This is a genomic window from Bacillus cereus group sp. Bce041, from assembly GCF_052646455.1.
On sequence record NZ_JBQXON010000001.1, the window covers coordinates 321,895 to 348,291 of the forward strand.

Here is a 26,397-nt window from a genome sequence, read left to right on the forward strand (position 1 = left end):
TTTATTTGTATACTTCTCTTTTTTCTAATTTTATCTGAATTTGTAAAAGCATATAAATAGCAATGAAAAGAATTATTTGTTGTACATACATTCCGATAACGCTTGATACATCTATCATTCCAAATGCATATTCTAATGCAATTGGAACTAGTAAATATGACAAAGTAAACCAACCACCAAATTTAATATTTATAACAGCCGCTAAAAGAACTACTCCACCAACAAGGATGAAACTTTCTGTACTAGTAAACTTAATAAATGTTGTACCATAAAACTTATTTAATAATGCAATACTAAAAATTGATAAGAACCATACCGCACCACTTATATATATAATTAAAAATTCAATTCTTTTACGCTTAAATGATGCTGTTCTCATCCCCCATATTAATACAATAATTCCTGCAAAAATCATAATCGGATAGCCAATTAACTCAATTAAAGAATAAGACAAACGATGGTCGGTTTCACTAAAGAATACGCTCTTCATCATCGTAAAAGCCAATAAATTTACAATAAAGTAAAGCAATAATTTATAATTACCTTTTCTATCTATACCCATCTCTTTTGCAAGTTGATTAGCATACTCTTTTGGCGAATCACCAAATATATCACTTACCGTTTTTCCTTCTTTCTCACCTTCAATTAAATGAAGTTCTGCATCTTCTAAAAAAGCGTCAACATCTTCTTCTTTAATTCCTTTCGTTATTAAATACACTTTCGTATCAATTAAAAACTTTTCTCCTTCTTTAGAAATCATCATGATAATCCCTCCCTTATTAAACCGTCTCTCTTCTATTCGTCTTCATCATAATTTCAAGGAAAATTAAAATAAACAAACTTCCGTATAAACATATAATTTGAAATAACATTGGAACAAGGTCTTCCGTTGTAAATGTTTTAAACACTAACATAATTGAAAGTGGAATGATTAAATATAAGTTTTTAAACCATCCTTCAAAATATATATTTATAGCTACTGTGATGATAAAAATCCCACCAGCCACTATATAACTTTGCACTTCGGTGAATGTGAGCATTTTTGTCGGATATATCACGTCTAATATCGTAACAGCTCCTAATAAAAACATTGGAGCGATCATAACTAAAGACCACATAGAAAACCATGTTTTTGTAAAACTTGTTACGAAGGCCATTTTGCGAAGTAGAAAATTAGGACCTATAACAACTAAAATCAATGAAAAACTATAACCGATACACTGAATAAGTGAAATCTGTAACATTCCATGATTCACTATTAAGATAGAAGCAATAATCCAAAACGATACGATATTCATTACTGTAAAACCAATTTGCTTCCACGTTTCCTGTCTATCTCTTTCCATTACTTTGACAAGTTCATTTGCATATTCTTTCGGTGAGCTTCCGAAAATATCTTCTACACTTTTCCCATCACTCTCACCCTCAATTAAATGGAGTTCCGCATCTTCTATAAAATTTTCAATATCGCTTTCTTTCACACTCTTTGCCGTCAAAAATAATCTCATATCTAACAAAAACTTTCGCGCTTCACTTGATAGCATTATTTTCTCCTTCCCTTCCCTTCAAGTAGACGTTCTACACTACTTTGCATCGTTTCCCAGCGATCCATAAATTCATCAAGTGCTTCCTCGCCTTTTTCTGTTAATGTATAATATTTTCTCTTTGGACCAGATGGAGATTCCTTCATTACGCTTGTTATTAGTCCTTCTTTTTGCATTCGTATTAATAACGGATAAATACTTCCCTCACTCGCCATTGTAAAACCATACTTCGCTAGCTTTTCACTCATTTCATAACCGTATATTTCGCCTTCAGAAATAATAGCAAGTAAGCATCCTTCTAAAATCCCTTTCAGCATTTGACTTGTCGACATAATTCAAATCCTCCTACTATCTTGCTTTACAAGATAGATAAGCGTAAGTATCTTGCTTTACAAAATAGTATAGCAAAGACTATTTTGCAAAACAAGATAGCTAACGATATTTTTTCCAAATGTTTGCAGGAATTTCATTATAGCTTCTCTAAATAGAGCACTATGAAAACTTTATTATGAAGGGATGTTTTTCATCATGGTTACAAATCGAGTTGTCTTTTTAACAGGTGCTGCAAGTGGCATTGGTTATGAAATGGGAAAGGCTTTTGCAAAAGAAGGTGCAAAAGTTGTGATTACCGATCGGCTTGAAGAACGTGCAAAAGAAGCTGCTGAACAATTACAAAATGAAGGTTTTCAAGCTATCGGTTTAAAATGTGACGTTACATCTGAAGAGGAAATTACAGCAGCAATTTCTCAAACAGTTGATCATTTCGGTTCATTACATATATTAATTAACAACGCAGGAATGCAACACGTTTCACCCATTGAAGACTTTCCAACTGAAAAGTTCGAGCTACTAATTCAAATTATGCAAATTGCTCCGTTTATTGCAATTAAGCATGCCTTTCCGATTATGAAACAACAAAAATATGGTCGTATTATTAATGTCGCTTCTATTAACGGCCTTGTCGGGTTTGCTGGAAAAGCTGCCTACAATAGTGCAAAACATGGCGTAATTGGATTAACAAAAGTTGCCGCTTTAGAAGGTGCTACGCATGGTATTACTGTTAATGCCCTTTGCCCTGGTTATGTTGATACCCCCCTTGTACGTAATCAACTACAAGACTTAGCTACTACACGAAATGTACCACTTGAAAATGTTTTAGAAGATGTTATTTATCCACTCGTTCCACAAAAGCGCTTATTACAAGTACAAGAAATTGCAGATTATGCGATGTTTTTAGCGAGTGAAAAAGCTAAAGGTATAACTGGTCAAGCTGTCGTTATCGATGGTGGTTATACCGCTCAATAAAAATAAAGTTTGCTCAAGAAGAGCAAACTTTATTTTTTATCCCGAGGATCTTCGTACTTTAGTAATTGCCGCGGGAGCTTCTCAATTGCAACAATTACCCCCTCTAATTTACTTTCAATACGGTGGAGTAAATATAATGTTACAACAATCGGAAACCCTACATTACCTATCATCTTGATCCACTCTTCCACCCTCTTCCCCTCCTTTCATTATATAAGTAAGAGAAAACACTGCATTTAGGCATAAAAAAACAAGCTATTATGTATTAGCTTGTTTTTCAAATAATGATGCAATTTCTCGTTTATAGTCCCCGCGTATAATACCTTTCTCAGTAATAATTCCTGTAATTAATTCATTCGGCGTTATGTCAAATGCTGGATTATAAACATCCGTTCCAATTGGTGCTACTTGTTTTCCAAAGATTTTCGTAACTTCTGTTTCATCTCTTTCTTCAATAATAATTTCGGCTCCAGTTTCTTTCGTAACATCAAATGTTGACAGTGGCGCAGCAACGTAAAATGGGATATTAAAGTACTTTGCTAAAATAGCTAAATTCATTGTCCCTATTTTATTGGCTGTATCTCCATTTGCGACAATTCGATCCGCCCCCACAATAATTGCGTTTATTTCTTTCGTTTGAATAGCATGAGCTGCAGTATTATCTGTTATAAGGGTCACATCAATATTTGCTTGCTTCAATTCCCACGTCGTTAAGCGACCACCTTGTAAAACTGGTCTCGTTTCACACGCATATGCATGTAAACGCACACCTTTCTCTTTTCCAATATAAAAGGGAGCTAATGCAGTTCCATATCTGGCAGTTGCGATACTTCCAGCGTTACAGATTGTTAAAATATTATCGCCATCTTTAAAACATGTTAACGCATATTCCCCAATATTTCGACACACCTCTTCATCTTCCTGTTGAATGCGAAGCGCTTCTTCTTCTAATATTTTTTGTGCTTCTTTTATTGTAGTAATCTCTCGAATAGATTCTCTCATACGATCAATTGCCCAAAATAAATTTACTGCCGTTGGGCGTGATGTCCCTAAATAGTTACAGTCTCTATTAAACTTCTTTTGAAATTCTTCGATATGTAAAGTATTATATTTTTTCGCTGCAAGCGCCAAGCCAAATGCAGCTACAATTCCAATTGCAGGCGCTCCGCGTACTTCTAACATTATGATACTTTTCCAAACCTCTTCAATAGTCGTTAATGTTTTGTATTCTGTGCTATGTGGCAATTTCGTTTGATTTAATACCGCAATTGCATCCCCTTTCCAACTTACAGATCTCGGAACAGTAACGATTGTACTCATGCTTTTACACCCCTTGAAACTGTCTGTTGAAATAATGTTCGAAACAGTTGAATATCAGCACTTTTAGATTCATATTTTATTAGTTCTTTTCCTAAGGATAGCGCTTGTTTCTTAGCTTGAATTCTTGTTTCTTTATTTTCTATTTCATCTAAATCTGCTACATGAGCTAAACCAATTGTTCTACGAATTAGTTCACATCCGGCAAATCCAACAGCATCAGTAAAGATATTTTGCAAAATAATTGGTAACCATTGTTTTTCTTTCGTATATGCTTCTACACCTTCTCCAATCCATAACTTTGTAAAAGTCTCTACAAAATAACTCCACGTCTTTTCTATATGGAAAAATAGTACACTTCTCTTTTCTTCTTCTCTAGATAACGCATTTAATAATAGATTTGCAATAAATTGACCTATGTCAAACCCAAATGGGCCATATGTCGCAAATTCTGGATCAATCACTTTCGTTTCAGAAGGTGACGAAAAAATACTACCAGTATGTAAATCACCATGAATAAGAGTTTCTTTTCTTGTTAAGAACTTATATTTATATTGTGCTACTTTTAGTTTTAAAGTTTTATCACTCCAAAGTTCATCAACCACGAGCTGTAAATCTGGCTCATAATCATTTGTATCATAATGCCCAAACGGATCTGTAAACACTAAATCCTCTGTAATTTTACATAGGTCCGGATTTACAAAGGTACCTTCTAGTATCCTCTTCTCTTCTGACTGTAAACCAAAATCTGAAGTGTAAAATAAAACATGTGCTAGAAAACGACCAATATGCTGGGATAAAAGCGGATATTCTTCTCCGTCTATTAATCCTTTTCTTGTAATTGTTAGTCTTGATAAGTCTTCTATTACCGTTATCGCTAACTCTTCGTCATGACTGTACACTACTGGAACATAATCCGGTACATACTGCGCAAAAATTTGTAATGCCTTGCTTTCAATCGTTGCTCTTTTTATAGACAATGGCCAGCTTTCACCAACTACTTTCGCATAAGGCAGTGCTTGTTTTATTATAATGGATTTCTCTCCATCATCTAATTTGAACACGTAATTTAAGTTTCCATCTCCAATTTCATGACAAATGACATTTGCCTTCTCTTCAAAATAGCCATGATCTTTCGCATATTGTACAGCTGTTATTTCTGTTAATGAATAATATCCCATCTTCTTCTCCCCCTTTTTAAATTCAGAGGTTTTTCTAACATAGAAAAACCTCTTTCCACTAAGAAAGAGGTTTGAAGTTTATCTTCTCCCCTCTTATCTGCCAGAAAGTTTTACTTTCTGCTGGAATTAGCACCGTGCCTTTTGGCGTAATAAACGCCCCATTTCACAATGGTATTACGGTCGGTTGCTGGGCTTCATCGGGCCAAATCCCTCCACCTGCTCTTGATAAGAGTTGTATAATTTTTTGAATTTTTAACTTTATGTTGAAGACTATACCAAGAATAAAAATCACTTGTCAACATTTTATTTGTATAATTCTGGACGGCGATCCGCAAAAACTGGAATTCCTTTACGTACTTCTTTAATTTTCTCGAATTCAAGCTCTCCAAATAAAATTGATTCCTCTTCATTCGCCTCTACTACAACTTCACCCCAAGGATCCACAATTAAAGAATGACCTGCAAACACATTATTCGGATCCTTCCCTGCTCTATTACACGCAACAACATAACACTGATTTTCAACTGCTCTTGCTTGCAATAGCAAACGCCAATGTGCTAAACGAACTAATGGCCATTCAGCTACAACAAATAATACTTTTGCCCCTTTAGCAGTATGAACACGCATCCACTCTGGAAAACGAATATCATAACAAATTGTTCCAGCGCATTCAACATCATCTAGCTTAAATTCGCCCGTACCATTACCAGCTATTAAATATTTATGTTCATCCATAAGCTGAAATAAATGTACTTTACTATATTCGTTGACTAACTGTCCTTCATTATTTACAACATACATCGTATTTGTAACGCCTTGCTCTGTTTGCTTTGCTATGGACCCACCAACAATATGTACATCATATCGCTTCGCCCATTCTATTAACTTTTCTTTCATTTCCACTCCATCCCTATCTGCAATTTCAGAAAGTCTCGTTAAATCATATCCTGTTGTCCATAGTTCTGGTAAGACGATAACATCTGGCCTTTCCTTCATAGCTTCACTTATTTTATTTTTAGCATTCTCAATATTTTTTTCTACATCTCCAAAAACAATATCCATTTGAATACATGCGACTTTCATTTTTTCAGCCCCATTCTTATTTTTCTCTTTACAAAATACTGGAAAGATTATATCATTTGTCACTAGAATTGTAACAACTTTCAAAAGAGGTGGAAAGTATGAAATTATTTCAACCTTCTGAGATAGTAACATCATTGCCAACACAATTTTTCGCTTCACTTGTTGCAAAAGTTAACAAAGTCGTTGCAGCTGGTCACGATGTTATTAATCTAGGTCAAGGTAATCCAGATCAACCAACACCGCAGCATATCGTAAAAGCTTTACAAGATGCTGCCGAAAAGACCATTCATCATAAATATCCGCCATTTCGCGGACATGAAAGCTTAAAGGAAGCCGTGGCTACATTCTATAAACGTGAATATGGCGTCGAATTAAACCCAAAAACTGAAGTTGCTATTTTATTTGGTGGGAAGGCTGGACTAGTAGAATTACCGATTTGTTTTACAAATCCTGGTGATACGATTCTCGTTCCGGATCCAGGTTATCCAGATTATTTATCCGGGGTTGCTTTAGCAAAAGCACACTTTGAAAGAATGCCACTTATTGCAGAAAATAACTTTTTACCAGATTATACGAACATTGATGACTCTATTGCAGAGCGTGCAAAATTAATGTTTTTAAACTATCCAAATAATCCTACCGGTGCTACTGCATCAAAAGATTTTTTTGATGAAACCATTCACTTTGCTAATAAACATAATATATTAGTTGTTCACGATTTTGCTTATGGCGCTATCGGATTTGATGGTCAAAAACCTGTTAGTTTCTTGCAAGCAGATGGTGCGAAAGATATAGGAATTGAAATTTACACATTATCAAAAACTTTCAATATGGCTGGCTGGCGCATCGCTTTTGCTGTAGGGAATGAAAGTGTGATTGAAACAATTAACCTATTACAAGATCATATGTATGTTAGTATATTCGGTGCAGTTCAAGATGCTGCTCGAGAAGCGCTATTAAGTTCACAGTCTTGTGTAATAGACCTTGTAAATAGTTACGAATCTCGAAGAAACGCTCTTATTTCAGCCTGTCACTCAATTGGTTGGAATGTAGACATTCCAACAGGATCATTCTTTGCATGGCTTCCCGTTCCAAAAGGATATACCTCTGAGCAATTTTCTAATATTTTACTAGAAAAAGCACATGTCGCAGTTGCTCCTGGTGTTGGATTTGGTGAGCATGGCGAAGGGTATGTCCGTGTTGGTCTCTTACATACAGAAGATAGATTACGAGAAGCCATTAATCGAATTGATAAATTAAATTTTTTCAAAAAGTAATTGACAACACGAAAAATATCTGACAAAATTCAGTTATCTTAAAAATTTAAACATTTCTAAATACTTCTTATCAAGAGCAGGTGGAGGGACGAGCCCGACGAAACCCGGCAACCGATCTACAATTGTAGACACGGTGCTAATTCTCGCAGCATTATGCTGACAGATAAGGAGCTGGTTGTAAAAAAACCTCTCCTTAGCTGAGAGGTTTTTTTATTTAACTAGGAGGTTATAACAATGAGCGGAATAATAGCGACGTATTTGATCCATGACGGTTCACATAACTTAGAAAAAAAAGCTGAGCAAATTGCACTTGGTTTAACAATTGGCTCTTGGACTCATTTGCCACACTTATTACAAGAACAATTAAAACAGCATAAAGGCAATGTCATTCATGTTGAGGAATTAGCTGAACATGAACATACCAATTCGTATTTACGTAAAAAAGTAAAACGCGGAATTATTAAAATCGAATATCCGTTATTAAACTTCAGTCCAGATTTACCAGCAATTTTAACGACTACATTTGGAAAACTATCCCTTGATGGCGAAGTAAAATTAATTGACTTAACTTTTTCAGACGAGTTAAAAAAACATTTTCCTGGTCCAAAATTCGGGATAGATGGTATTCGAAACCTTTTACAAGTGCATGATCGTCCCCTTTTAATGAGTATTTTTAAAGGAATGATTGGACGAAATATTGGGTATTTAAAAACGCAATTACGCGATCAAGCAATTGGTGGTGTAGATATAGTAAAAGATGATGAAATATTATTTGAAAATGCATTAACACCACTTACGAAACGCATTGTATCTGGAAAAGAAGTTTTACAATCCGTATATGAAACATACGGACATAAAACGTTATATGCCGTAAATTTAACAGGACGAACTTTTGATTTAAAAGAAAATGCTAAACGTGCAGTGCAAGCTGGAGCTGATATTCTATTATTTAACGTATTTGCTTACGGACTAGATGTACTACAATCACTTGCAGAAGATGATGAAATCCCAGTTCCTATTATGGCACATCCTGCTGTAAGTGGTGCTTATTCAGCATCCAAGTTATATGGAGTTTCATCTCCATTATTACTTGGAAAGCTACTACGTTATGCTGGGGCTGACTTTTCATTATTCCCATCTCCATACGGAAGTGTTGCGCTAGAAAAAGAGGAGGCTCTTGCTATCTCAAAATATTTAACTGAAGACGATGCATCTTTCAAGAAGAGCTTTTCTGTTCCGTCTGCTGGTATTCATCCTGGTTTCGTTCCCTTTATTGTACGAGATTTCGGTAAAGATGTTGTTATTAATGCTGGCGGCGGGATACACGGACATCCAAATGGAGCGCAAGGCGGCGGTAAAGCTTTCCGTACTGCAATTGATGCTACTTTGCAAAATAAACCACTCCATGAAGTAGACGACATAAATTTGCATAGTGCACTACAAATATGGGGAAATCCCTCTTATGAGGTGAAATTATGAGTATTCAAGTATTTTGTGATTTCGATGGCACGATTACAAATAATGATAACATTATGTCCATTATGGAAAAATTCGCACCACCAGAAGCCGAAGAAGTAAAGAATAAAATTTTATCACAAGAACTATCCATTCAAGAAGGTGTTTCTCAATTATTTCAATTAATACCTACTAATCTGCACGATGATATTATTCAATTTTTAATAGAAACTGCTGAAATCCGTAGTGGTTTTCATGAGTTTATACAATTCGTAAAGGAAAATAACATTTCTTTTTACGTGATATCAGGTGGAATGGATTTCTTCGTCTATCCACTCTTACAAGGAATCATTCCAAAAGAGCAAATTTATTGTAATGAAACAGACTTTTCAGCAGAGTTTATTACAGTTAAATGGCCTCATTCTTGTGATGATCATTGTCAAAATCATTGCGGATTATGTAAATCATCATTAATCCGTAAATTAAGTGATACAGATGACTTTCATATTGTAATTGGAGATTCTATTACTGATTTACAAGCCGCGAAACAAGCTGATAAAGTATTCGCTCGCGATTTTCTTATTACAAAGTGTGAAGAAAATCATATTGCTTATACACCGTTTGAAACATTTCAAGATGTGCAAGCTGAATTAAAACTTTTGTTGGAGGTGAAGGCATGAAACAACTTTTTCGTCAATGGTATGACTTAAGCGAGATAAAACAAGAGTTAACAACACGAAATTGGTTCCCAGCAACAAGTGGTAATATTTCTATAAAGGTTAGTCATGAACCACTTACTTTTCTTATTACGGCAAGCGGTAAAGATAAAACAAAAACCACTCCAGATGATTTTCTATTAGTAGATCATGTAGGAGTTCCCGTTTTAGAGACTGAATTACGCCCTTCAGCAGAAACAATATTGCATACACACATTTATAACAATACGAATGCCGGTTGCGTACTTCATGTTCATACAACCGATAATAATGTCATCACAAATTTATATAGTGATGCAGTCACCCTTCAAAATCAAGAAATTATTAAAGCTCTCGATATTTGGGAAGAAGGTGCAACCATTCACATTCCTATTATCGAAAACCATGCCCATATCCCAACACTTGGAGAAAACTTCCGAAAGCATATACAAGGAGATTCGGGTGCAGTATTAATCCGTAACCACGGTATTACCGTATGGGGCCGAGATAGCTTTGATGCAAAGAAGAGATTAGAAGCTTATGAGTTTTTATTCCAATTTCATATAAAACTATTATCAATTCAAGGAGGCGTTTCTAATGGCGCAAATTCGTATTCATGAAGTAAATACTCGTATTGAAAATGAAGTGGAAGTATCTAAATTTCTACAAGAGGAAGGCGTTTTATATGAGAAATGGAATATTTCTAAACTTCCTACTCATTTAAATGAAAATTATTCGTTAACGGATGAAAACAAAGCTGAAATATTAGCTATTTTTTCAAAAGAAATCGCTGATGTTTCAGCACGTCGAGGTTATAAAGCACATGATGTAATCTCACTTTCAAGTAGCACACCTAACCTTGACGAATTATTAATTAATTTCCAAAAGGAACACCATCATACAGATGACGAAGTTCGCTTTATCGTCAGTGGTCACGGCATTTTCGCTATTGAAGGTAAAGATGGGAAATTCTTTGATGTTGAACTTGAGCCAGGCGATTTAATATCTGTTCCTGAAAATGCAAGACATTATTTTACCTTGCAAGATGATCGCCAAGTTGTAGCTATTCGTATTTTTGTGACAACTGAAGGCTGGGTTCCAATCTATTAAGGTAGTTAGTTGAATAAAAGGACTTGGACCCCCTTTTCCAAACTTTTATTCACTCTACATATATACATCCTCCTATGGAACAGGCTTATTTCATTTTGAAATAAGTCTGATTTTTTATTTACTTGAAAGTACCATTTCATCACAAATTTACACCTTAATTTTTCAAGTGCATTTTTCGAACATTTTTTGAACATTTATTGAATTTTTTCTGAAAATTCTGTTTTATATGTGATATACTACAATTAACTTAGAAGGAAAATAATATCGCAAACAGAGGGGGATAATCATGAGCTTACTTATCGCACTTATACTTGGAGTTACATGTGGAGCATTTCCTGTTATTTTAGGAGCTATTATGGAAGAGTTAGAAATTGGTGTTTTAGGATTTGTCGCATCTTGTGTAAGCGCTTTATTATTTGGTTTATTCGGCGCTATTCCTGTTTCAATTCTGTGTGCTTTTTATATAATACGCCATGCTCGTACAAAACAATTTGGTCCTAATCACATCGCACAAATTATCCCGTTCCCGGTTGAACGATGCCGACGCGCTTCTAACTTATAATTATAAAAATTAAAGATGACTAAATAAATAAAAGTCCTCAAATGAGGACTTTTATTTATTTTCTTCTAGAAATTGAAACAATTCTTGTAGATGTAGGGCATCTTCACCATAGCTAACAGATACATGAAATATACCATCAATCTCAGCTTGCATATAAAGATCCACTCCATCACGATCATATTTCAATGCCAAATAAAACTCCATTTCTTCTAACATCTTTTTTGAGGTTCGAATTACATAATGTCCCTTCTCATCTCTTCCATATTCAAATTCTGGTTCAAAATCATATTTTTGTTTAAAAGCTTCTTTTTGTTTTTCATTAATTTGCATACAAGTAGCTCGCTGTACAGTATCAATCATCTCATCAAACTTTTGAAGGTCCACCTCGTTTACCCCCTTATATATTTTTTATATAGTACTTGTGTTCCACTATTTTCTTCGCCATCCTTAATTAACTCTTCATACAATTCTTTCGCCAAACTTAAGCCTGGGACTGGTAATTGTAATTTTTCTGCTTCCTCTAAAGCAATTTTCATATCTTTCATAAAATGCTTTACATAAAATCCTGGCTCAAAGTCTCCTTTTAACATTCGAGGAGCTAAATTACTTAATGACCAGCTACCTGCCGCCCCTGTTGAAATACTCTCTAACACTTTATCTGGATTCAGTCCAGCCTTCTTCGCGTAAGCAACAGCTTCACATACTCCAATCATATTGGAAGCAATCGCAATTTGATTGCACATTTTTGTATGTTGTCCACTCCCAGCTGGTCCTTGTAATTGAATGTTTGTTCCTAACTTTTCAAGTAAAGGTAAGCATCTATCATATATTTCTTTCTCCCCACCTACCATAATTGCGAGTTTTGCTTCTTTCGCACCAACATCTCCTCCTGAGACAGGTGCATCTAACGTATATATATTTTTGCTTTTTGCAACTTCATTAATCCGTTTTGCTAAAGTAGGTGTAGATGTCGTAAAGTCAATTGCTATCATACCTTCTTTTGCATGTTCTATAATTCCTTCTATACCAAAATACACTTCTTCTACATCATGTGGATATCCAACCATTGTCATTACAATATCAACTTGCTTTACTAACTCTTTTGGCGTATTACACCAATTTGCACCATCTTGCACTAAAGAATCTGTTTTTGCTTTCGTTCTATTATATACATATACTTTGTGACCATCTTGCATTAAGTGATAAACCATACTTTTTCCCATTACGCCAATACCAATGAAACCTATTGATAAAGTTTTATGTTCCATTTTCTCATCCCCTTTGTTCTAATAAATCATTTACCATCTTTCGGAACTCTTTATTAAAGTCATCATCCATACTATTTTTCACATTTGAAAATAAAATAACAAAAGTTCCTTTTTCTTTATTAAAATTATTGAAAGTGTTCCAACCAGATAATACACCATGATTATGAAAATAATCTGGATATATATAAAAACTAAATGCATATTTCCGTTCTGCTGAAGGTGAAAACATTGCTTGTATACTTTGTTCAGAAAGAAGTTTTCCATTTATAATTGCTTCGTCTAATTTCTTCATATCTCCAACTGTCGTATACATCTCACCACAACCATATAGCCAATCCATGCCTAACTTCTGCGCTGGTACAAGCTCTTGATCTTTTTTCACATAACCCTTTGTAAAATTTTTATCTCCAGGTACCATATTTCCCATACCGGATTCATGCATATCTGCTTTTACAAATATGTTTTCTTTTATGTAATCTCCTAAAGGTTTTTTCGATATATGTTCTATTATATAAGCAAGCACCATATAATTATAATCTGTATATCTCCAACCTGTTCCTGCAGGAAATTCTAAATTTTGACGTCCAATCCAATTAATTAATTGTAAGCGGGAAGCCGCATTAATATTGCCTTTTGCGTGTTCAGGTAAACCAGAGGTATGCGTTAATAAATGATATAGCGTAATATTTTTATTCTCCGGAAATGAAGGAATATATTTATTTACATTATCTTGAATATTCAATTTCCCTTGTTCTTGCAGCTGTAAAATAGATGTGGCAACGACTGTTTTCGTAATAGAACCGATACGATATTTTGTTTGAGGCGTATTTTCTATTTTATTTTGAACATCAGCATACCCATATCCTTTATTCAATATAACATGCTCTTTATCTGTTACCAAAACTGTTCCATTGAATTGCTTTCCGACTAAATATTGATCTAATTTTTGAGATATGCTAGCATAATCAATTTGTTGCTCTTCTTTTTCTTCTATATTCCCTTGTACTTCCGATTCAATAGTAGGATTCACTTTAGTTGTTAATACAGTGTTTTCCTTTATATTGGGGCTAACAAGAAAATAGTATACTCCGCCGCCAACTATAGCAGACAGTGAAGCCACCACCATTACTTTTTTTATCATATTGATCCTCCATAATTCCTTCGCTAAAAATTGTCCCCCTATTCTATTATCAAACAATAAAAAAAAATCGCAACAATTTGTTGCGAAAAATCACATTTTTTCTTTTCTATACACACATACTTGATTCTTTCCATTTTTTTTCGCTTCATATAATGCAATATCCGCTCGTTGCATTAATTCTTCTCTTGTAGTTCCTTGTTCATATAACGCAACCCCAAAGCTAGCTGTTAACTTCGAAATTCCAGTGAATTGCTTTGTTTCAATGAAGAATCGTAATGATTCCGCAACTTGAAATGCTTCCTTTTCTACTGTATTTGTCACTAATATAATGAATTCTTCCCCTCCCCATCTTGCAAATACATGTTGCTGCTCCACTTTAGATTTCATAAGCTCTGCAAGTTGTATTAATGCCAAATCGCCAAAATCATGACCATATGTGTCATTAACTGTTTTAAAATTATCTATATCAAATAAAATAATTGCTATTTTCTCATCATTACGTATTACCTTTTCCCATTCTACCTCTAGTATTTGTTGAAACTTTAAACGATTATAAATCTCTGTCAATGAATCTATCATAGCAAGTCTTTCTTGTTCTTGATAGATTTCATCTAATTCTGTAATTTCCGTGCACTTTACAATAAATCTTGATAAATCTTCTGGCAATGGTGTCGCACGTAATAGAAAAGTAGATACTGCCCCTTCATAATTTGACATCTTAATTCTTCTACCGCTTGATAAAGTATCGTCTAGCCATGTTATATCATGCGTCGTCGAGTAGTATCCATTTTCTCTAATAAAATGTTCAGCAAATACTAAATGTTGCTCGCGATAGGCAAACAAATTTTCATATCCGAAAAACGTTAAAAAATTTGTATTACAATCAACAATTTCATCATCTTCTACTATAAATAATAAATCATTTTGAAAATCAAACATCGTTTGAAGCAGTTCCTGTTGTAAACTAACTTGCCTTACTAAAGAAAGTTGATACAAACTCTTATTCACTTCTTCTAACACTGCTTGCGGAGTTACAGGGGCTATTACAATATTACGTATTCCTAATGCAAGTACATCTGTAAATTCCTTTGTTATTTGTTGATCCCAAATGACAATGAATGTACTTTGCGAGGTATACATATTCTTTATATATTTTATTTGAGAATAATCTGTTACATACATAATTATAATGTGCGGTTTCGTTCTTTGAAATAATAGTTCGCCCTCTTCAAAACTATTTGCTATAAACATACATTTTGGATGGATATTTTCTATCGTTTGTTGATGTTTACATCCATTTTCTATATAAAGGACATTTAACTGCAGATCTTGTAACACATTTTGGAAAACCGTATTCTCTAATAAAAAATGTAGTATGTTCATCACTAGTCTTCACTCACTTCATATATCTTGTTCTACTGAATTCCTCACAAACATTTTTAAAAGACTGTTCTCCAATAAACTTTAATTTGTGAGAAATACATATTAACAAGCTAATTGAGAATGTTATCTTCCCTTTTCACTCTATAAATTCCTTTTTTAGTGTATGATTATAGGAATTATATCGTTTGTATGAATGCCCTAGCTTATTTCTTAAAACTTGACAATTAAAATAAAGATATTATATTCTTAAATTCGATAACTTACAAAATGTAAGTAATATACATTGCGTTTTCCCGATAATTTTATATACAATTTGGAGGATATATTATGACAAACGACAACTTTTTTAACGTTCTATATGAACGCACATCTACACGTGCATTCAACCCAAATAAAGAAATCTCATCTACAGAATTACATGAGATTTTAAAAGCAGCAGCACAAGCACCTTCCGCTTGGAACTTACAACACTGGAAATTCCTTGTTTTTCAAGGTGAAGATGTACAAAAACGATTACACCCAATAGCTTATAACCAACAACAAATTCTTGATGCTTCTGCAGTAGTCGCTATTTTAGGTGATTTAGAAGCTTATAAAAATGTTGAGCCAGTATATGGTCCAATTGTAGAACAAGGATTTATGAAAGAAGAAGCAAAAGAACGCTTAGCTAAAAATATTGAATCTGCATATGCTCGTGAACAATTCCCAAGAGATGCTGCCTTTTCAAATGCATCTTTAGCAGCAATGCAACTTATGCTTGCAGCTAAAGCAACTGGTTGGGATACTTGTGCTATTGGTGGCTTCAATCCACAAGCACTGACAGACGAATTTAACGTTTCATCTCGTTACGTTCCAATTATGCTTATTACAATTGGTGAATCAACTTTAAAAGGCCACCCTGCACCTCGCATGAGCGTAGAGCAAGTAAGCGAGTGGGCAAAATAATAAAAAACGAAGGCAACTACATTGCCTTCGTTTTTTTATTCCCTGTCATACTTTTGTAATATTACTACAAATCATTCGACATTTATACTTATGGAAAAGTATATTCTATTCCCTTCTCATAAATAAACGTGACGTTTCATGTCGAATTTTGTTAAGGCGTTGAAATATACCCGTGTATTTTTGTTACAATTGTGATACAATGATAACAAATAGATAACAAGAGAGGGATTTTCATTGAGTTCATACGGAAGCTTTATCGCACTTTTATGTTACATAGTAACTGTACTGCTTCTATATTTTATTGGTGATGCCGCAAACATCTCCATTTTACAATTTCCAAAAGAAGAAGCATTCCAATTAGAATCAGAAAAACATACTGCACGATCCATTGTACCACTACTCCTAGCTCTTCCTGTATATATCATCGTTTTATATAAAAGTAAAAAAGTGTAAAGGCTACCCATTTCATTTATTTCGGTGGTTTTTACATTTTTTTGTTATATTCCACCTATTTTAAACATCATTCCATACTAAACACCCAGCTAGTCATTTAAAATGAGAAAATCCCCTAGAAAAAATTCCACTCTCTGTCCAGTCACTAACTACCGAACTTACATAGATTATAAGTGTGAAGGGGGTGATGAGGATTATGTTTGGATCATTTGGATGCTGTGATAACTTTAGAGAATGTCATCATCATGAAAGAGAGCGCGACCATCGCGAGAAAGAGAGAGAGAGAGGTTAGACCACAACAACCAGCTGTATGTAACGTACTTGCTAGCATTTCAGTTGGAACAGAACTTTCTCTTTTAAGCATTAGAGGTAATGGTACTTTCAACAATGTAATTTTTGAAGGTTTCGCTAACGGTGTTGCTCTTTTCTCTGCTTTAGCTCGTAATGACAAAGACAACAAAGATAACAATAAAGACGATAAGAACAATCAAAATCGAAATACTTTTACTGGTATTTTACGTGTATGCCCAACTGATATCGTTGCAATCGCTATCTAATTCTGTCTCTTATCCTCGATAGTAAGCAAATAAGATTTACTTTTCTCATAGAAAAAACCTGAGACCGATTTCAAATCGACTCAGGTTTTTTTATTAATTAGATGCTTTTAACTAGTTCAACAACTTCTTCAGCAGTTGACATCATTAATGCTTTTTCTGCTAATGTTTCCATTTCTGCTTTTGACAACTTGCTTAGCTGTGTTCTTGCAGGAAGAATAGATGTTGCACTCATACTGAACTCATCTAACCCTAATCCTAATAGTAATGGGATAGCAAGTGAATCGCCCGCCATCTCACCACACATACCAGCCCATTTTCCTTCTTTATGAGCAGCATCGATAACCATTTTTACAAGACGTAAAATAGATGGGTTATATGGTTGGTATAAGTATGATACTTGTTCGTTCATACGGTCTGCAGCCATTGTGTATTGGATTAAATCATTTGTTCCGATAGAGAAGAAGTCAACTTCTTTCGCGAATTGATCTGCTAATACTGCTGAAGCTGGGATTTCAACCATCATACCAACTTCAATAGAATTAGAAACAGTTGTACCCGCTTCTACAAGTTTCGCTTTCTCTTCTAATAAAATTGCTTTCGCTTGACGGAACTCATCAAGAGTTGCAATCATTGGGAACATAATTTTTAAGTTACCGTATACGCTAGCACGAAGTAATGCACGAAGTTGTGTACGGAACACATCTTGCTCATCAAGACATAAGCGAATTGCACGATATCCTAAGAATGGGTTCATTTCTTTTGGTAAATGTAAGTATGGAAGCTCTTTATCTCCACCGATATCAAGTGTACGAACAACGACTGGTTGACCTTCTTTTACACCTTCAAGAACTGCTTTATACGCTTCGAACTGCTCTTCTTCTGTTGGAAGATTGTCACGGCCCATGTATAAGAATTCTGTACGGTATAAGCCAACGCCTTCTCCGCCATTATCGATAATACCTTGTACATCATTTGGTGTTCCGATATTTGCAACAAGCTCAACGTGATGTCCGTCACTTGTTACAGTAGCTTGGTCTTTTAATTTAGCCCATTCAGCTTTTTGCTCTTCAAATTTCGCTTTCTTTTCTTCAAACGAACGAAGAGTTTCTTCTGATGGGTTTACAATTACTTCTCCATCTAAACCGTCAATGATAACGATATCGCCATTTTGGATTTTCTCCATAACAACTTTTGTACCAACAACAGCTGGAATTTCCATAGAACGAGCCATAATTGCTGAGTGAGATGTACGTCCACCGATATCAGTAGTGAAACCTTTTGCATACTTACGGTTTAACTGAGCTGTATCAGATGGTGTTAAATCTTCAGCAATGATGATTACCTCTTCAGAAATTGTACCAGGATTTGAGAAGTTAATTCCTAGTAAATGTGCAAGAACGCGTTTTGTTACGTCACGAATGTCCGCAGCACGTTCTTTCATATATTCGTTATCCATGTTTTCAAACATAGAAATAAACATTGATGCAACTTCATCCATTGCAAATTCAGCATTTACTTTTTCGCTATTTACTTTATCTTTTACTGGGTTTACTAGTTCTGGATCATTTAACACTAATAAATGTGCTTCAAAGATTGCAGCTTTGTCAGCACCTAGCTCAGCAAATGCGTGGTCCTTAATAGCTTCTAATTCAGTTTTTGCTTTCTCAAGCGCAGCGTCTAAGCGTGCAATTTCTGCAGCTTCGTTTGTAATTGATTTCTTTTCGATGTTAAATTCAGGATTTTCAAGTCTGAAAGCCTTTGCAATAGCAATCCCACTTGATGCAGCGATCCCTTGAATGTTAAGAGTCATTATTCTCCTAATCCTTCGTTTTTCATAGTTTCTTCGATAGCTGCTAGTGCTTGAGCTGCATCATCACCATTTGCAGTGATTTTAATTTCTGCGTTTTGTTGAATGCCTAAAGACATAACGCCCATGATTGATTTTAAGTTAACGTTCTTTCCGTTATACTCTAAGTTAATATCAGAACCGAATTTGCTTGCAGTGTTTACAAGTAGAGTTGCTGGACGAGCATGAATTCCTGAGTCGCTAGTTACTTTAAAGATTTTTTCCATGATAATTTATCTCCTTTAAATTACAGTATTTTTTAGTTGTATAGACGTGAGTATTACATCATCTATTGTATATAATAGGCGATGTTCGGTCAACCACATCGCCTATTATAATTATAAACATTTTGCGTCAAATTCCTACTGAATGTCAATAATAGCGGTTTCGCCCTTCTTAACATTTCCATCTTTTTTCAATTCGACTTGTTGCCCTTGTTGTAAGTTTGTAAAGACAATTGGTGTAATGATAGATGGTGCATTTTCTTTTACAAATGCAAGATCTACTTTTAATAATGGTTGGCCTTGTTTCACCTTGTCGCCTTGTGCTACAAGCGCTTCAAAACCTTCACCATTTAATTTTACAGTATCAATACCGAAGTGAATTAAAATTTCTTTTCCGCCTTCAGATTGAATACCAATCGCATGTTTTGTAGGGAATACATTGACAATCTCACCGTTCACTGGAGAAACTACTGTTCCTTCAGTTGGCTCAATTGCAAATCCGTCTCCCATCATTTTTCCTGAGAATACTTGGTCAGGTACTTCTGTAATTGGTAAGATTTTTCCTTCGATTGGTGATACAATTGTTTCATTTTCATCAACTTTTTGAGGAGTTTCTTCCACTTTTACAGGTTCTTCTTTTTCAACATGAGGTGTACGACCTGACATAATATCATGAATTTGTGATTTTAATGTGTCAGATTTCGGTCCGAAAATAGCTTGAATGTTATTTCCAACTTCAAGTACACCAGCTGCTCCAAGTTCTTTTAAGCGGTCTTTGTTTACATTCTTTTGTTCGTTAACTTGAACACGTAAACGAGTAATACAAGCATCTAAAGAAGCAATGTTTTCTTTACCACCAAGTGCTACTAATACTTCACGAGGGAGTTCGCCTGCTTCTGCTTTTCCTGCGCCGTCATTTGCATTTGCCACTTCACGACCAGGTGTTTTTAGATTCCATTTACGAATTGCAAAGCGGAATCCGAAGTAGTAAATAACTGCTAGTACAAGACCAACAATAATTACCCACCACCATGCTGTACGGCCTGGTAGTACACCGAATAATAGGAAGTCAATTAAACCACCAGAGAATGTCATACCAATTTTAACACCTAAAATTTGCATTGTCATAAATGATAGACCAGCAAATACAGCGTGAATTCCGAATAATACTGGCGCTACGAATAAGAATGAAAATTCAAGTGGCTCTGTAATACCTGTTAAGAAAGATGTTAATGCTGCAGAACCTAAAATACCTGCTGCTAATTTTTTATTTTCTGGACGTGCTTCATGGTACATTGCTAAAGCTGCTGCTGGAAGACCGAACATCATGAACGGATACTTACCAGTTGTAAATGTCCCTGCTGTTAATTCTACACCGTCTTTTAACTGTGCCATAAAGATTTTTTGGTCACCACGGATTAATTCGCCAGCTGCATTTGTATACTGACCGAATTCGAACCAGAACGGTGAATAGAAAATGTGATGTAATCCAAATGGAATTAATGAACGTTCAATTAAACCGAATATAAATGCTGCAATTGTTCTATTTGCATCAATCATTTGATGTGAGAACGTGTTTAAGCCACCTTGAATGTATGGCCAAACGAAGCACATGATAATACCTACTATTAAAGAGAATGTTGCAGTTGCAATCGGTACGAAACGCTTACCTGCAAAGAAACCTAAGTATGATGGTAATTCAATATTGAAGTATTTATTATAGCAATATGCCGCTACTATACCGACGATAATACCACCAAATACCCCTGTTTGTAGCGTTGGAATACCTAATACGTTTGCATACGCTGGATCTGCAAATCCAATTTTTACTGGGTCTGCTCCAGAACTTGTTACTTTCACTAGCTTATCTACTTCTAAGAACACACTCATCGTTTTGTTCATAATTAAGTAGCCGACGAATGCTGCTAAACCAGCTACTCCGTCTCCACCAGCTAAACCAATTGCTACCCCAACTGCGAATAATAATGCAAGGTTAGCGAAAATAATATCACCAGATTGTTCCATAATTTTTGCAACCATTACGAACCAATCTGCTTTTAAAGCAGGAATAACATTTGTTAACTGTGGATTTTGAAATGCATTACCAAATCCAAGTAAAATACCTGCCGCCGGTAAAATCGCTACTGGAAGCATTAACGCTTTTCCGACTTTTTGAAGAACACCAAAGATCTTCTTAAACATGGAAACCCTTCCTCTCTTATCTATATTGATACCTTCCGACAAACGCCAAAAAGACATGAGGAAAAAAAGATAGAACGATAGCTATACAAAGGGTAGTATATCCCTTTCTCTAGCTTACATTCCTTACTTTTCTCCACTCATGCCTGATCGAATCAGTAACACGTGTCAAAAATAGGTTTACGTATAAGTTCACTATAATTAAGGCAAACGTTTTCGTTACTCACCTTAATGTGTTTGTCGAAATTTGTATAACTTTGCAATAGTTATTATACATAACTATTGTAAGCGATTCAATCATTTTTTTTAACGTTTTCATTTTAGACAAAAATATATGGCTTTTTACACATGCTCTGCCTTTACTAAGCGTTGCAAGTGCATCGTTAAATAAATACTTTCAGCTTCATATACAGGTAGTTGCAACTCTTTTTGCATGACCTTAACTAGCTTCCAAGCCAAGTTATAGCAAGCTGGATACTCCGCCTTTAATAAATCAGCAAAACTTTGCGATTCCTCTACTTTTTCTCCTTTTTTCACCCTCTCAATAGCATATTGAAGATGACGAATAAGACGTAAATAATGAATGCTCTCTTGATCTAATGTAATTTGTAAGTTTGTCTCAATTAAAGATACAAGTTGTGCAATGAGACGGGAGTTTTGATTAACTGAAGATAAATCAGAATTTGTAAGCGAACTGTAAATGTGAAGTGCAATAAAACCAATTTCTCCTTCTGGCAATGTAATTTGCAAACGAGAATTTAAAAGTTCTACAACACCTTCCGCAATTTCATATTCCTTTGGATAGAGCATTTTTGTTTCAACTAAAAAAGGGTTATCAATTGTAAGTCCTTGTTTTAACCTTTTAATCGCAAATGAAATATGATCTGTTAACGCAATATGAATATGTTCATTTAGTGGCGATTTCGCTTTCCCTTGAATGTACAGCATAATATCGTTCATCAATTCAATTAATTTTTCACTAATATGCGGCACTAATAATTTGTATTGTTCACGATCACGTTCATTTTTTAAGACAAACATCTTTTCGATTTGTTCTTGCTCCAATACATCTTTCGCTTTTTTCCCAAATCCAATTCCTTTACCAATCACTACTACTTCCTCGTGTTCCGGATGGCTAGCAATGATGACATTATTATTTAAAACTTTTTTAATTTCTAGATAATTACTCATATAACACCACCCTCGTACTTAAATAGCCTACTTTTATGTTACAGAATATTCTTCTTTGTCGTCAATGTAAAACATCTGCCATTTAATAAAAATTCATTTTTTAGACATGTTTATATATGATGCGTATAATGTAAGAGCAACTGTACATAGAAAGGAGATAACAGCATGATTAAAATGTTTGTAAGTGATATCGATGGTACAATGATGCAACACGGAGGTCTTATTGACGAACAAGATGTTGCGGCACTGCGCAGCCTTGCCGAGCAAAATGTTATTCTTTGCTTCGCTTCCGGAAGACTTGATAATGAAATTGCAGACTTAATGAAAGCTGTAAATACAAATTTTCATCGCATTAGTGTAAATGGTGTTTTTGTATATACACATGAAAATAAACAACTATTATCTGCAACTTTTGATTCCAGCATACTTCCCGATTTGTTAGCTATGACGAATGAAGATCCTTATTTCCGTTATGTAAGTGATGAGCATAATTATTACATTGAAGAGAAAACACCTTTCATTCAAGAACTTGAACAACAAGTAACTATGACTTCTGTTGAAGAACCAAACTTACTACAGAAGATTGATGATACAATTTTCCCAAATAAAATTTCTGTCGGTGGAACAAAGGAGAGCTTACAACTCCTTCAGAAAAAAATTGATGAAAAATTCCACGGGAAAGTTAGTACTTTCATCTCAGCAGAACAATGTTTAGATGTAATGCCACCGAATGTTAGTAAAGGCTCTGCCATTTCTGTTTTATTAAATGAGTTTCAAATAAAACCTGAGGATATTGCTTGTATAGGGGATTCTTATAATGACATTCCTATGTTTTCTTTAACTCCTCACAGTTTTGCTATGTCGCAAGCAGATGATGCAGTAAAAAAACACGCTCACTATGTAGTAAATCACGTCAAAGATGCTGTTAACCACGTAATTGCTCATAATAAAAATACGACTCATTCCTTATAAGGATGAGTCGTATTTTTATTTCTTTACATGTTAACCATTTTCAATTCCACTGTACTTCACAAACTGAAATATACTATTTGTTACGTGCGATATTCGTAATAAATTTATAACGATCTCCACGATAAATACATTTCACGTACTCTAGCGGTATCTCACCTTCTGAATATGACCATTGACGCATTACAAGTACAGGCGCCTTTTTAGGAATATGCAGATGTTCAGCTTCATTTTCCGTCGCAACGGAAGCTTCAATTGACTGAGTAGCGCTAACAAGTTTAAAGCCCAGTTTTTTCTCTAAATGTTCATATAAAGATTGTTGCAATATCTCTTCGTTAATATCTTTTACAAGAGCTGGCGACAAATATGTCGTCTCAAAAGCAATCGGTTCATCATCAGCTAAGCGAATACGCCTCACTTCATAAACCGATTCCCCCTCCTGTATTCTCAACCGGTCTGCTATTTTAGCAGTAGCTGGAACTAGGCGGAAACTAAGTAATTGACTACTTGGGTTCATCCCACGAGAAATCATGTCTTCTGTGAATCCCGTCATTCCTTGCAATTTTTGTTCCACTTTCGGAAGTTGGACAAATGTTCCAATTCCACGCTTCCGATATAAATAGCCTTGTTCCACTAAATTATTAATCGCCTGTCTGATTGTCATTCGACTCACTTCGAACTTATCACAAAGTTCATTCTCAGATGGGATTTTATCTCCCGGCTTCCATTCGCCGTCCTCAATTAGCTGTTTCACCCACTCTTGAATCTGATAATAGATCGGAAATGGTGAATACTTGTCGATGTTCATCAGCAATCGCCTCACTGCATAAAGATAGAGCTTCTTGATCAGCGATTACGGTTACATTCGGATGACGTTGTAAAACTGTAGCCGGACACTCTTCACTATATTCACCTTGCAATAATTCTTTAACAGCTTCTGCCTTTTTAGAACCCATAGCAACAAGTAGAACTTGTTTCGCTTTCATAATGCTTCCAATTCCCATTGTAATCGCATGAGTTGGCACATCTTCTTCTTTTTCGAAGAATCGAAGGTTTGCTTGGCGTGTAGATTCTGTTAATTCAACAATGTTTGTTGGAGAATTAAACGGTGTTCCTGGCTCATTAAATCCGATGTGACCGTTTTCACCGATTCCAAGAATCTGTAGGTCAACTGGGTTAGCAGCTAGAATGCTCTCGTAACGTTTGCACTCTTCCTCTAAATCACTTGCCATCCCGTTTGGTACATAAGTTTGTTTAAATGGAAGATGATCAAACAACTGTTCTTGCATGAAATAGTGATAGCTGTTTTTATCTTCATGTGGTAAATTTACGTACTCATCTAAGTTTACAGTGGTTACACGGCTTGTATCAAGTTTATTTTTTCGCATTTCTGCATAAATACCTAATGGAGAGCTTCCTGTAGCCATTCCTAATGTTGGATTTTCTTTTGTTTTTACAACTTCTTCAATTAATTTATAACCTGCTTCTGCTAATTCTTCTGGAGTTTTTACAACAAGAATATTCATTTAATTACTTCCCTTCCTTCATATGAATTCCTAAACGAACCGTATCATATACATGTAAATCTTCATTCATCACAACAAAGTCTGCATCTTTTCCTACCGCTAATGCACCTTTATTATTTAATCCAAACTCTTCTGCTTGGTTAACTGATGTCATAAGTACTGCATCTTCGATTGAACAACCTGTAAATTCAATTACATTTCGGAAAGCTTGATCCATTTTTAGAATACTACCAGCTAACGTTCCATCTTCTAATCGAGCACTACCATCTTTTACATGTACTGGCTGTCCGCCAAGCTCATATAATCCATCTTCAAGACCTTTTGCACGCATTGCGTCAGTAATAACACTTACTTTTTTCGGTCCTTTTAACTTATATGCTAATTTCACCATGTCAGGGTGAATATGAATACCATCTGTAATTACTTCAACCATTACATCTGGATTTAATAACACATGACCCACAACTCCTGGTTCACGGTGATGTAATCCACGCATTTGATTGTATAAATGTGTCGCATGTGTAATCTTTCTATTTTTTAGTTGCGCATCAATTGCATCTGTATGTCCCATTGTGCCAACTACACCAGTTTCAGCAAGATATTGTTCAAACTCTAATGCTCCCTCTTCTTCTGGTGCATATGTTACTAATTTAATTAAGTTCCCACTTGCTTCTTGCCATTGTTTAAATTGCTCAATATTTGCAGGAACGATATGTTCAAGTGGCTGTGCACCTGCACGTTTCTTTGAAACATAAGGTCCTTCTAAATGAATATATTCGAAATGCGCTCCTTTTTCTTTTGCTTCTTTCGCAGCAGTTAACGCTGCTTCAATTGCCTCTGGAGCTTGTGTCATTGTTGTTGGGAAGTAAGTTGTAACCCCTTCTTTTAACATTTCTTTACCTAGAGTTACTAACCCATCGCTATTTGCATCCATCGCATCAATATCGTATCCACCATGAATATGAACATCAATCATACCTGGAATTATAATCTTCCCTGTAGCATCAAAAACAGTTTCATTTTCTTGTGGTACATATTGAGCCATCAAACCAATTTCTTTAATGGTTTCTGCGTAACGAATAAATCCGTTTTCCACTATTTCTTGACCTGTGTAAATTTTGGCATTGATGACAATTTGCGTTTTCATTTTCATCGATCCTTTCCCA

28 protein-coding genes, 1 pseudogene and 2 riboswitches are annotated in these 26,397 nt (G+C 35.1%); of the genes and pseudogenes, 11 read left to right on the forward strand and 18 right to left on the reverse strand.

Translation table 11 applies throughout. The annotated features are described in order from the left end of the window. Position 1: 1 nt before the first annotated feature. The 3 genes from ACUN13_RS01575 to ACUN13_RS01585 are packed head-to-tail and all read right to left on the reverse strand — an operon-like array spanning position 2 to position 1,876. Positions 2–760 (reverse strand): DUF1129 domain-containing protein, encoded by a 759-nt coding sequence (locus ACUN13_RS01575; RefSeq protein ID WP_025687564.1) that lies wholly within the window; start codon positions 758–760, stop codon positions 2–4. Between the two features lie 19 nt (positions 761–779). Beyond that, on the reverse strand, positions 780–1,544 hold the full coding sequence (locus ACUN13_RS01580) for a DUF1129 domain-containing protein (protein WP_000952885.1): 765 nt from the start codon (positions 1,542–1,544) through the stop codon (positions 780–782). After that, a complete protein-coding gene (locus tag ACUN13_RS01585; protein WP_000107982.1) occupies positions 1,544–1,876 on the reverse strand; it encodes a PadR family transcriptional regulator in 333 nt (110 codons plus the stop codon). Before ACUN13_RS01585 ends, ACUN13_RS01580 begins: the two co-directional genes overlap by 1 nt. Positions 1,877–2,072: 196 nt before the next feature. On the opposite strand from ACUN13_RS01585, the gene ACUN13_RS01590 reads away from it, so the two are divergent. Continuing rightward, positions 2,073–2,849 carry a 3-hydroxybutyrate dehydrogenase gene (locus ACUN13_RS01590; protein ID WP_000258428.1) on the forward strand — a complete coding sequence of 259 codons (777 nt, stop codon included), beginning with the start codon at positions 2,073–2,075 and terminating at the stop codon, positions 2,847–2,849. A 29-nt stretch (positions 2,850–2,878) separates the two neighbouring features. On the opposite strand, the gene ACUN13_RS01595 is transcribed toward ACUN13_RS01590, so the two are convergent. From ACUN13_RS01595 to ACUN13_RS01610, 4 genes are all read right to left on the reverse strand, one after another. Beyond that, positions 2,879–3,040, reverse strand: coding sequence for a YvrJ family protein (locus tag ACUN13_RS01595; protein WP_000393336.1), 162 nt, complete (start codon positions 3,038–3,040; stop codon positions 2,879–2,881). A 67-nt stretch (positions 3,041–3,107) separates the two neighbouring features. After that, complete coding sequence (gene mtnA, locus ACUN13_RS01600; protein WP_000104604.1) at positions 3,108–4,169, reverse strand: S-methyl-5-thioribose-1-phosphate isomerase; 1,062 nt, start codon at positions 4,167–4,169, stop codon at positions 3,108–3,110. Beyond that, positions 4,166–5,347 carry an S-methyl-5-thioribose kinase gene (gene mtnK / locus ACUN13_RS01605; RefSeq protein WP_000542682.1) on the reverse strand — a complete coding sequence of 394 codons (1,182 nt, stop codon included), beginning with the start codon at positions 5,345–5,347 and terminating at the stop codon, positions 4,166–4,168. Before mtnK ends, mtnA begins: the two co-directional genes overlap by 4 nt. A gap of 90 nt (positions 5,348–5,437) precedes the next feature. After that, positions 5,438–5,579, reverse strand: a riboswitch (SAM riboswitch). A gap of 71 nt (positions 5,580–5,650) precedes the next feature. Next, positions 5,651–6,514: a carbon-nitrogen family hydrolase gene (locus tag ACUN13_RS01610; protein WP_445423715.1), complete on the reverse strand. Its 864-nt coding sequence runs from the start codon at positions 6,512–6,514 to the stop codon at positions 5,651–5,653. Between the two features lie 14 nt (positions 6,515–6,528). On the opposite strand from ACUN13_RS01610, the gene ACUN13_RS01615 reads away from it, so the two are divergent. The 6 genes from ACUN13_RS01615 (at position 6,529) to ACUN13_RS01640 (ending at position 11,529) form a co-directional block, all read left to right on the forward strand. Beyond that, the gene (locus tag ACUN13_RS01615) at positions 6,529–7,707 is read left to right on the forward strand and encodes a pyridoxal phosphate-dependent aminotransferase (RefSeq protein WP_025687565.1); all 1,179 of its coding nucleotides are present in this window, start codon (positions 6,529–6,531) and stop codon (positions 7,705–7,707) included. Positions 7,708–7,771: 64 nt separating this feature from the next. Then, a riboswitch (SAM riboswitch) is annotated at positions 7,772–7,877 on the forward strand. Between the two features lie 64 nt (positions 7,878–7,941). Next, entirely contained in the window at positions 7,942–9,186 is a 1,245-nt protein-coding gene (gene mtnW / locus ACUN13_RS01620; RefSeq protein ID WP_025687566.1) for a 2,3-diketo-5-methylthiopentyl-1-phosphate enolase, read from the forward strand. Next, the gene (locus tag ACUN13_RS01625; RefSeq protein ID WP_000027461.1) at positions 9,183–9,842 is read left to right on the forward strand and encodes a 2-hydroxy-3-keto-5-methylthiopentenyl-1-phosphate phosphatase; all 660 of its coding nucleotides are present in this window, start codon (positions 9,183–9,185) and stop codon (positions 9,840–9,842) included. The genes mtnW and ACUN13_RS01625 overlap by 4 nt, the downstream gene beginning before the upstream one ends. Further along, a complete protein-coding gene (locus ACUN13_RS01630) occupies positions 9,839–10,477 on the forward strand; it encodes a methylthioribulose 1-phosphate dehydratase (RefSeq protein ID WP_025687567.1) in 639 nt (212 codons plus the stop codon). Before ACUN13_RS01625 ends, ACUN13_RS01630 begins: the two co-directional genes overlap by 4 nt. Continuing rightward, the gene (locus ACUN13_RS01635; protein WP_000057314.1) at positions 10,455–10,967 is read left to right on the forward strand and encodes a 1,2-dihydroxy-3-keto-5-methylthiopentene dioxygenase; all 513 of its coding nucleotides are present in this window, start codon (positions 10,455–10,457) and stop codon (positions 10,965–10,967) included. The genes ACUN13_RS01630 and ACUN13_RS01635 overlap by 23 nt, the downstream gene beginning before the upstream one ends. 286 nt (positions 10,968–11,253) lie before the next feature. Further along, a complete protein-coding gene (locus tag ACUN13_RS01640) occupies positions 11,254–11,529 on the forward strand; it encodes a hypothetical protein (RefSeq protein ID WP_000054659.1) in 276 nt (91 codons plus the stop codon). A gap of 51 nt (positions 11,530–11,580) precedes the next feature. On the opposite strand, the gene ACUN13_RS01645 is transcribed toward ACUN13_RS01640, so the two are convergent. From ACUN13_RS01645 to ACUN13_RS01660, 4 genes are all read right to left on the reverse strand, one after another. Next, positions 11,581–11,913, reverse strand: a complete 333-nt coding sequence (locus ACUN13_RS01645) for a DUF3909 family protein (RefSeq protein WP_000365619.1) — start codon at positions 11,911–11,913, stop codon at positions 11,581–11,583. A gap of 5 nt (positions 11,914–11,918) precedes the next feature. Then, the gene (locus tag ACUN13_RS01650) at positions 11,919–12,797 is read right to left on the reverse strand and encodes an NAD(P)-dependent oxidoreductase (protein ID WP_025687569.1); all 879 of its coding nucleotides are present in this window, start codon (positions 12,795–12,797) and stop codon (positions 11,919–11,921) included. A 4-nt stretch (positions 12,798–12,801) separates the two neighbouring features. Further along, positions 12,802–13,938 carry a serine hydrolase gene (locus tag ACUN13_RS01655; RefSeq protein ID WP_000592910.1) on the reverse strand — a complete coding sequence of 379 codons (1,137 nt, stop codon included), beginning with the start codon at positions 13,936–13,938 and terminating at the stop codon, positions 12,802–12,804. A gap of 90 nt (positions 13,939–14,028) precedes the next feature. Further along, positions 14,029–15,321 (reverse strand): GGDEF domain-containing protein, encoded by a 1,293-nt coding sequence (locus tag ACUN13_RS01660; RefSeq protein WP_001023185.1) that lies wholly within the window; start codon positions 15,319–15,321, stop codon positions 14,029–14,031. A gap of 327 nt (positions 15,322–15,648) precedes the next feature. Here ACUN13_RS01660 and ACUN13_RS01665 point away from each other — a divergent pair, with 327 nt between their 5' ends. The 3 genes and pseudogenes from ACUN13_RS01665 (at position 15,649) to ACUN13_RS01675 (ending at position 17,276) form a co-directional block, all read left to right on the forward strand. Then, positions 15,649–16,266 carry a nitroreductase family protein gene (locus ACUN13_RS01665; RefSeq protein WP_000180387.1) on the forward strand — a complete coding sequence of 206 codons (618 nt, stop codon included), beginning with the start codon at positions 15,649–15,651 and terminating at the stop codon, positions 16,264–16,266. Positions 16,267–16,500: 234 nt separating this feature from the next. After that, positions 16,501–16,719, forward strand: coding sequence for a hypothetical protein (locus tag ACUN13_RS01670; protein WP_000100485.1), 219 nt, complete (start codon positions 16,501–16,503; stop codon positions 16,717–16,719). A 196-nt stretch (positions 16,720–16,915) separates the two neighbouring features. Continuing rightward, a pseudogene (locus ACUN13_RS01675) lies at positions 16,916–17,276 on the forward strand (DUF3915 domain-containing protein). Positions 17,277–17,373: 97 nt separating this feature from the next. Here the strand turns inward: ACUN13_RS01675 and ptsP are convergent. From ptsP to glcT, 4 genes are all read right to left on the reverse strand, one after another. Continuing rightward, on the reverse strand, positions 17,374–19,086 hold the full coding sequence (gene ptsP, locus ACUN13_RS01680) for a phosphoenolpyruvate--protein phosphotransferase (protein ID WP_445423646.1): 1,713 nt from the start codon (positions 19,084–19,086) through the stop codon (positions 17,374–17,376). Then, positions 19,086–19,349: a phosphocarrier protein HPr gene (gene ptsH, locus ACUN13_RS01685; protein WP_000411080.1), complete on the reverse strand. Its 264-nt coding sequence runs from the start codon at positions 19,347–19,349 to the stop codon at positions 19,086–19,088. Before ptsH ends, ptsP begins: the two co-directional genes overlap by 1 nt. A gap of 135 nt (positions 19,350–19,484) precedes the next feature. Continuing rightward, complete coding sequence (gene ptsG / locus ACUN13_RS01690) at positions 19,485–21,548, reverse strand: PTS glucose transporter subunit IIABC (protein WP_000473178.1); 2,064 nt, start codon at positions 21,546–21,548, stop codon at positions 19,485–19,487. Between the two features lie 339 nt (positions 21,549–21,887). Then, positions 21,888–22,736, reverse strand: a complete 849-nt coding sequence (gene glcT, locus ACUN13_RS01695; RefSeq protein ID WP_000073860.1) for a glucose PTS transporter transcription antiterminator GlcT — start codon at positions 22,734–22,736, stop codon at positions 21,888–21,890. Positions 22,737–22,901: 165 nt separating this feature from the next. Here glcT and ACUN13_RS01700 point away from each other — a divergent pair, with 165 nt between their 5' ends. Further along, positions 22,902–23,708 carry an HAD family hydrolase gene (locus ACUN13_RS01700; RefSeq protein ID WP_025687570.1) on the forward strand — a complete coding sequence of 269 codons (807 nt, stop codon included), beginning with the start codon at positions 22,902–22,904 and terminating at the stop codon, positions 23,706–23,708. A gap of 73 nt (positions 23,709–23,781) precedes the next feature. Here ACUN13_RS01700 and ACUN13_RS01705 read toward each other — a convergent pair whose 3' ends face one another. Genes ACUN13_RS01705 through nagA form a run of 3 tightly spaced genes read right to left on the reverse strand, consistent with a single transcriptional unit; the run spans position 23,782 to position 26,378 of the window. Beyond that, a complete protein-coding gene (locus ACUN13_RS01705) occupies positions 23,782–24,513 on the reverse strand; it encodes a GntR family transcriptional regulator (RefSeq protein WP_014894892.1) in 732 nt (243 codons plus the stop codon). Beyond that, entirely contained in the window at positions 24,443–25,231 is a 789-nt protein-coding gene (gene nagB, locus ACUN13_RS01710) for a glucosamine-6-phosphate deaminase (protein WP_001024210.1), read from the reverse strand. Before nagB ends, ACUN13_RS01705 begins: the two co-directional genes overlap by 71 nt. 4 nt (positions 25,232–25,235) lie before the next feature. Next, positions 25,236–26,378, reverse strand: coding sequence for an N-acetylglucosamine-6-phosphate deacetylase (nagA, locus tag ACUN13_RS01715; protein WP_002179749.1), 1,143 nt, complete (start codon positions 26,376–26,378; stop codon positions 25,236–25,238). Positions 26,379–26,397 lie beyond the last annotated feature (19 nt).

What these genes read in the sequence shown, in the direction of transcription:
- mtnK (WP_000542682.1), bottom strand. Translation starts at nt 5,347, where the DNA reads ATGGGATATTATTCATTAACAGAAATAACAGCTGTACAATATGCGAAA.
- ACUN13_RS01665 (WP_000180387.1), top strand. Translation starts at nt 15,649, where the DNA reads ATGACAAACGACAACTTTTTTAACGTTCTATATGAACGCACATCTACA.
- ACUN13_RS01580 (WP_000952885.1), bottom strand. Translation starts at nt 1,544, where the DNA reads ATGCTATCAAGTGAAGCGCGAAAGTTTTTGTTAGATATGAGATTATTT.
- ACUN13_RS01590 (WP_000258428.1), top strand. Translation starts at nt 2,073, where the DNA reads ATGGTTACAAATCGAGTTGTCTTTTTAACAGGTGCTGCAAGTGGCATT.
- ACUN13_RS01650 (WP_025687569.1), bottom strand. Translation starts at nt 12,797, where the DNA reads ATGGAACATAAAACTTTATCAATAGGTTTCATTGGTATTGGCGTAATG.
- ACUN13_RS01705 (WP_014894892.1), bottom strand. Translation starts at nt 24,513, where the DNA reads ATGAACATCGACAAGTATTCACCATTTCCGATCTATTATCAGATTCAA.
- glcT (WP_000073860.1), bottom strand. Translation starts at nt 22,736, where the DNA reads ATGAGTAATTATCTAGAAATTAAAAAAGTTTTAAATAATAATGTCATC.
- nagA (WP_002179749.1), bottom strand. Translation starts at nt 26,378, where the DNA reads ATGAAAACGCAAATTGTCATCAATGCCAAAATTTACACAGGTCAAGAA.
- mtnA (WP_000104604.1), bottom strand. Translation starts at nt 4,169, where the DNA reads ATGAGTACAATCGTTACTGTTCCGAGATCTGTAAGTTGGAAAGGGGAT.
- ptsH (WP_000411080.1), bottom strand. Translation starts at nt 19,349, where the DNA reads ATGGAAAAAATCTTTAAAGTAACTAGCGACTCAGGAATTCATGCTCGT.
- ACUN13_RS01575 (WP_025687564.1), bottom strand. Translation starts at nt 760, where the DNA reads ATGATTTCTAAAGAAGGAGAAAAGTTTTTAATTGATACGAAAGTGTAT.
- ACUN13_RS01640 (WP_000054659.1), top strand. Translation starts at nt 11,254, where the DNA reads ATGAGCTTACTTATCGCACTTATACTTGGAGTTACATGTGGAGCATTT.
- ACUN13_RS01630 (WP_025687567.1), top strand. Translation starts at nt 9,839, where the DNA reads ATGAAACAACTTTTTCGTCAATGGTATGACTTAAGCGAGATAAAACAA.
- ptsG (WP_000473178.1), bottom strand. Translation starts at nt 21,548, where the DNA reads ATGTTTAAGAAGATCTTTGGTGTTCTTCAAAAAGTCGGAAAAGCGTTA.
- ACUN13_RS01585 (WP_000107982.1), bottom strand. Translation starts at nt 1,876, where the DNA reads ATGTCGACAAGTCAAATGCTGAAAGGGATTTTAGAAGGATGCTTACTT.
- ACUN13_RS01635 (WP_000057314.1), top strand. Translation starts at nt 10,455, where the DNA reads ATGGCGCAAATTCGTATTCATGAAGTAAATACTCGTATTGAAAATGAA.
- ACUN13_RS01615 (WP_025687565.1), top strand. Translation starts at nt 6,529, where the DNA reads ATGAAATTATTTCAACCTTCTGAGATAGTAACATCATTGCCAACACAA.
- ACUN13_RS01700 (WP_025687570.1), top strand. Translation starts at nt 22,902, where the DNA reads ATGATTAAAATGTTTGTAAGTGATATCGATGGTACAATGATGCAACAC.
- ACUN13_RS01660 (WP_001023185.1), bottom strand. Translation starts at nt 15,321, where the DNA reads ATGAACATACTACATTTTTTATTAGAGAATACGGTTTTCCAAAATGTG.
- nagB (WP_001024210.1), bottom strand. Translation starts at nt 25,231, where the DNA reads ATGAATATTCTTGTTGTAAAAACTCCAGAAGAATTAGCAGAAGCAGGT.
- ACUN13_RS01625 (WP_000027461.1), top strand. Translation starts at nt 9,183, where the DNA reads ATGAGTATTCAAGTATTTTGTGATTTCGATGGCACGATTACAAATAAT.
- mtnW (WP_025687566.1), top strand. Translation starts at nt 7,942, where the DNA reads ATGAGCGGAATAATAGCGACGTATTTGATCCATGACGGTTCACATAAC.
- ptsP (WP_445423646.1), bottom strand. Translation starts at nt 19,086, where the DNA reads ATGACTCTTAACATTCAAGGGATCGCTGCATCAAGTGGGATTGCTATT.
- ACUN13_RS01655 (WP_000592910.1), bottom strand. Translation starts at nt 13,938, where the DNA reads ATGATAAAAAAAGTAATGGTGGTGGCTTCACTGTCTGCTATAGTTGGC.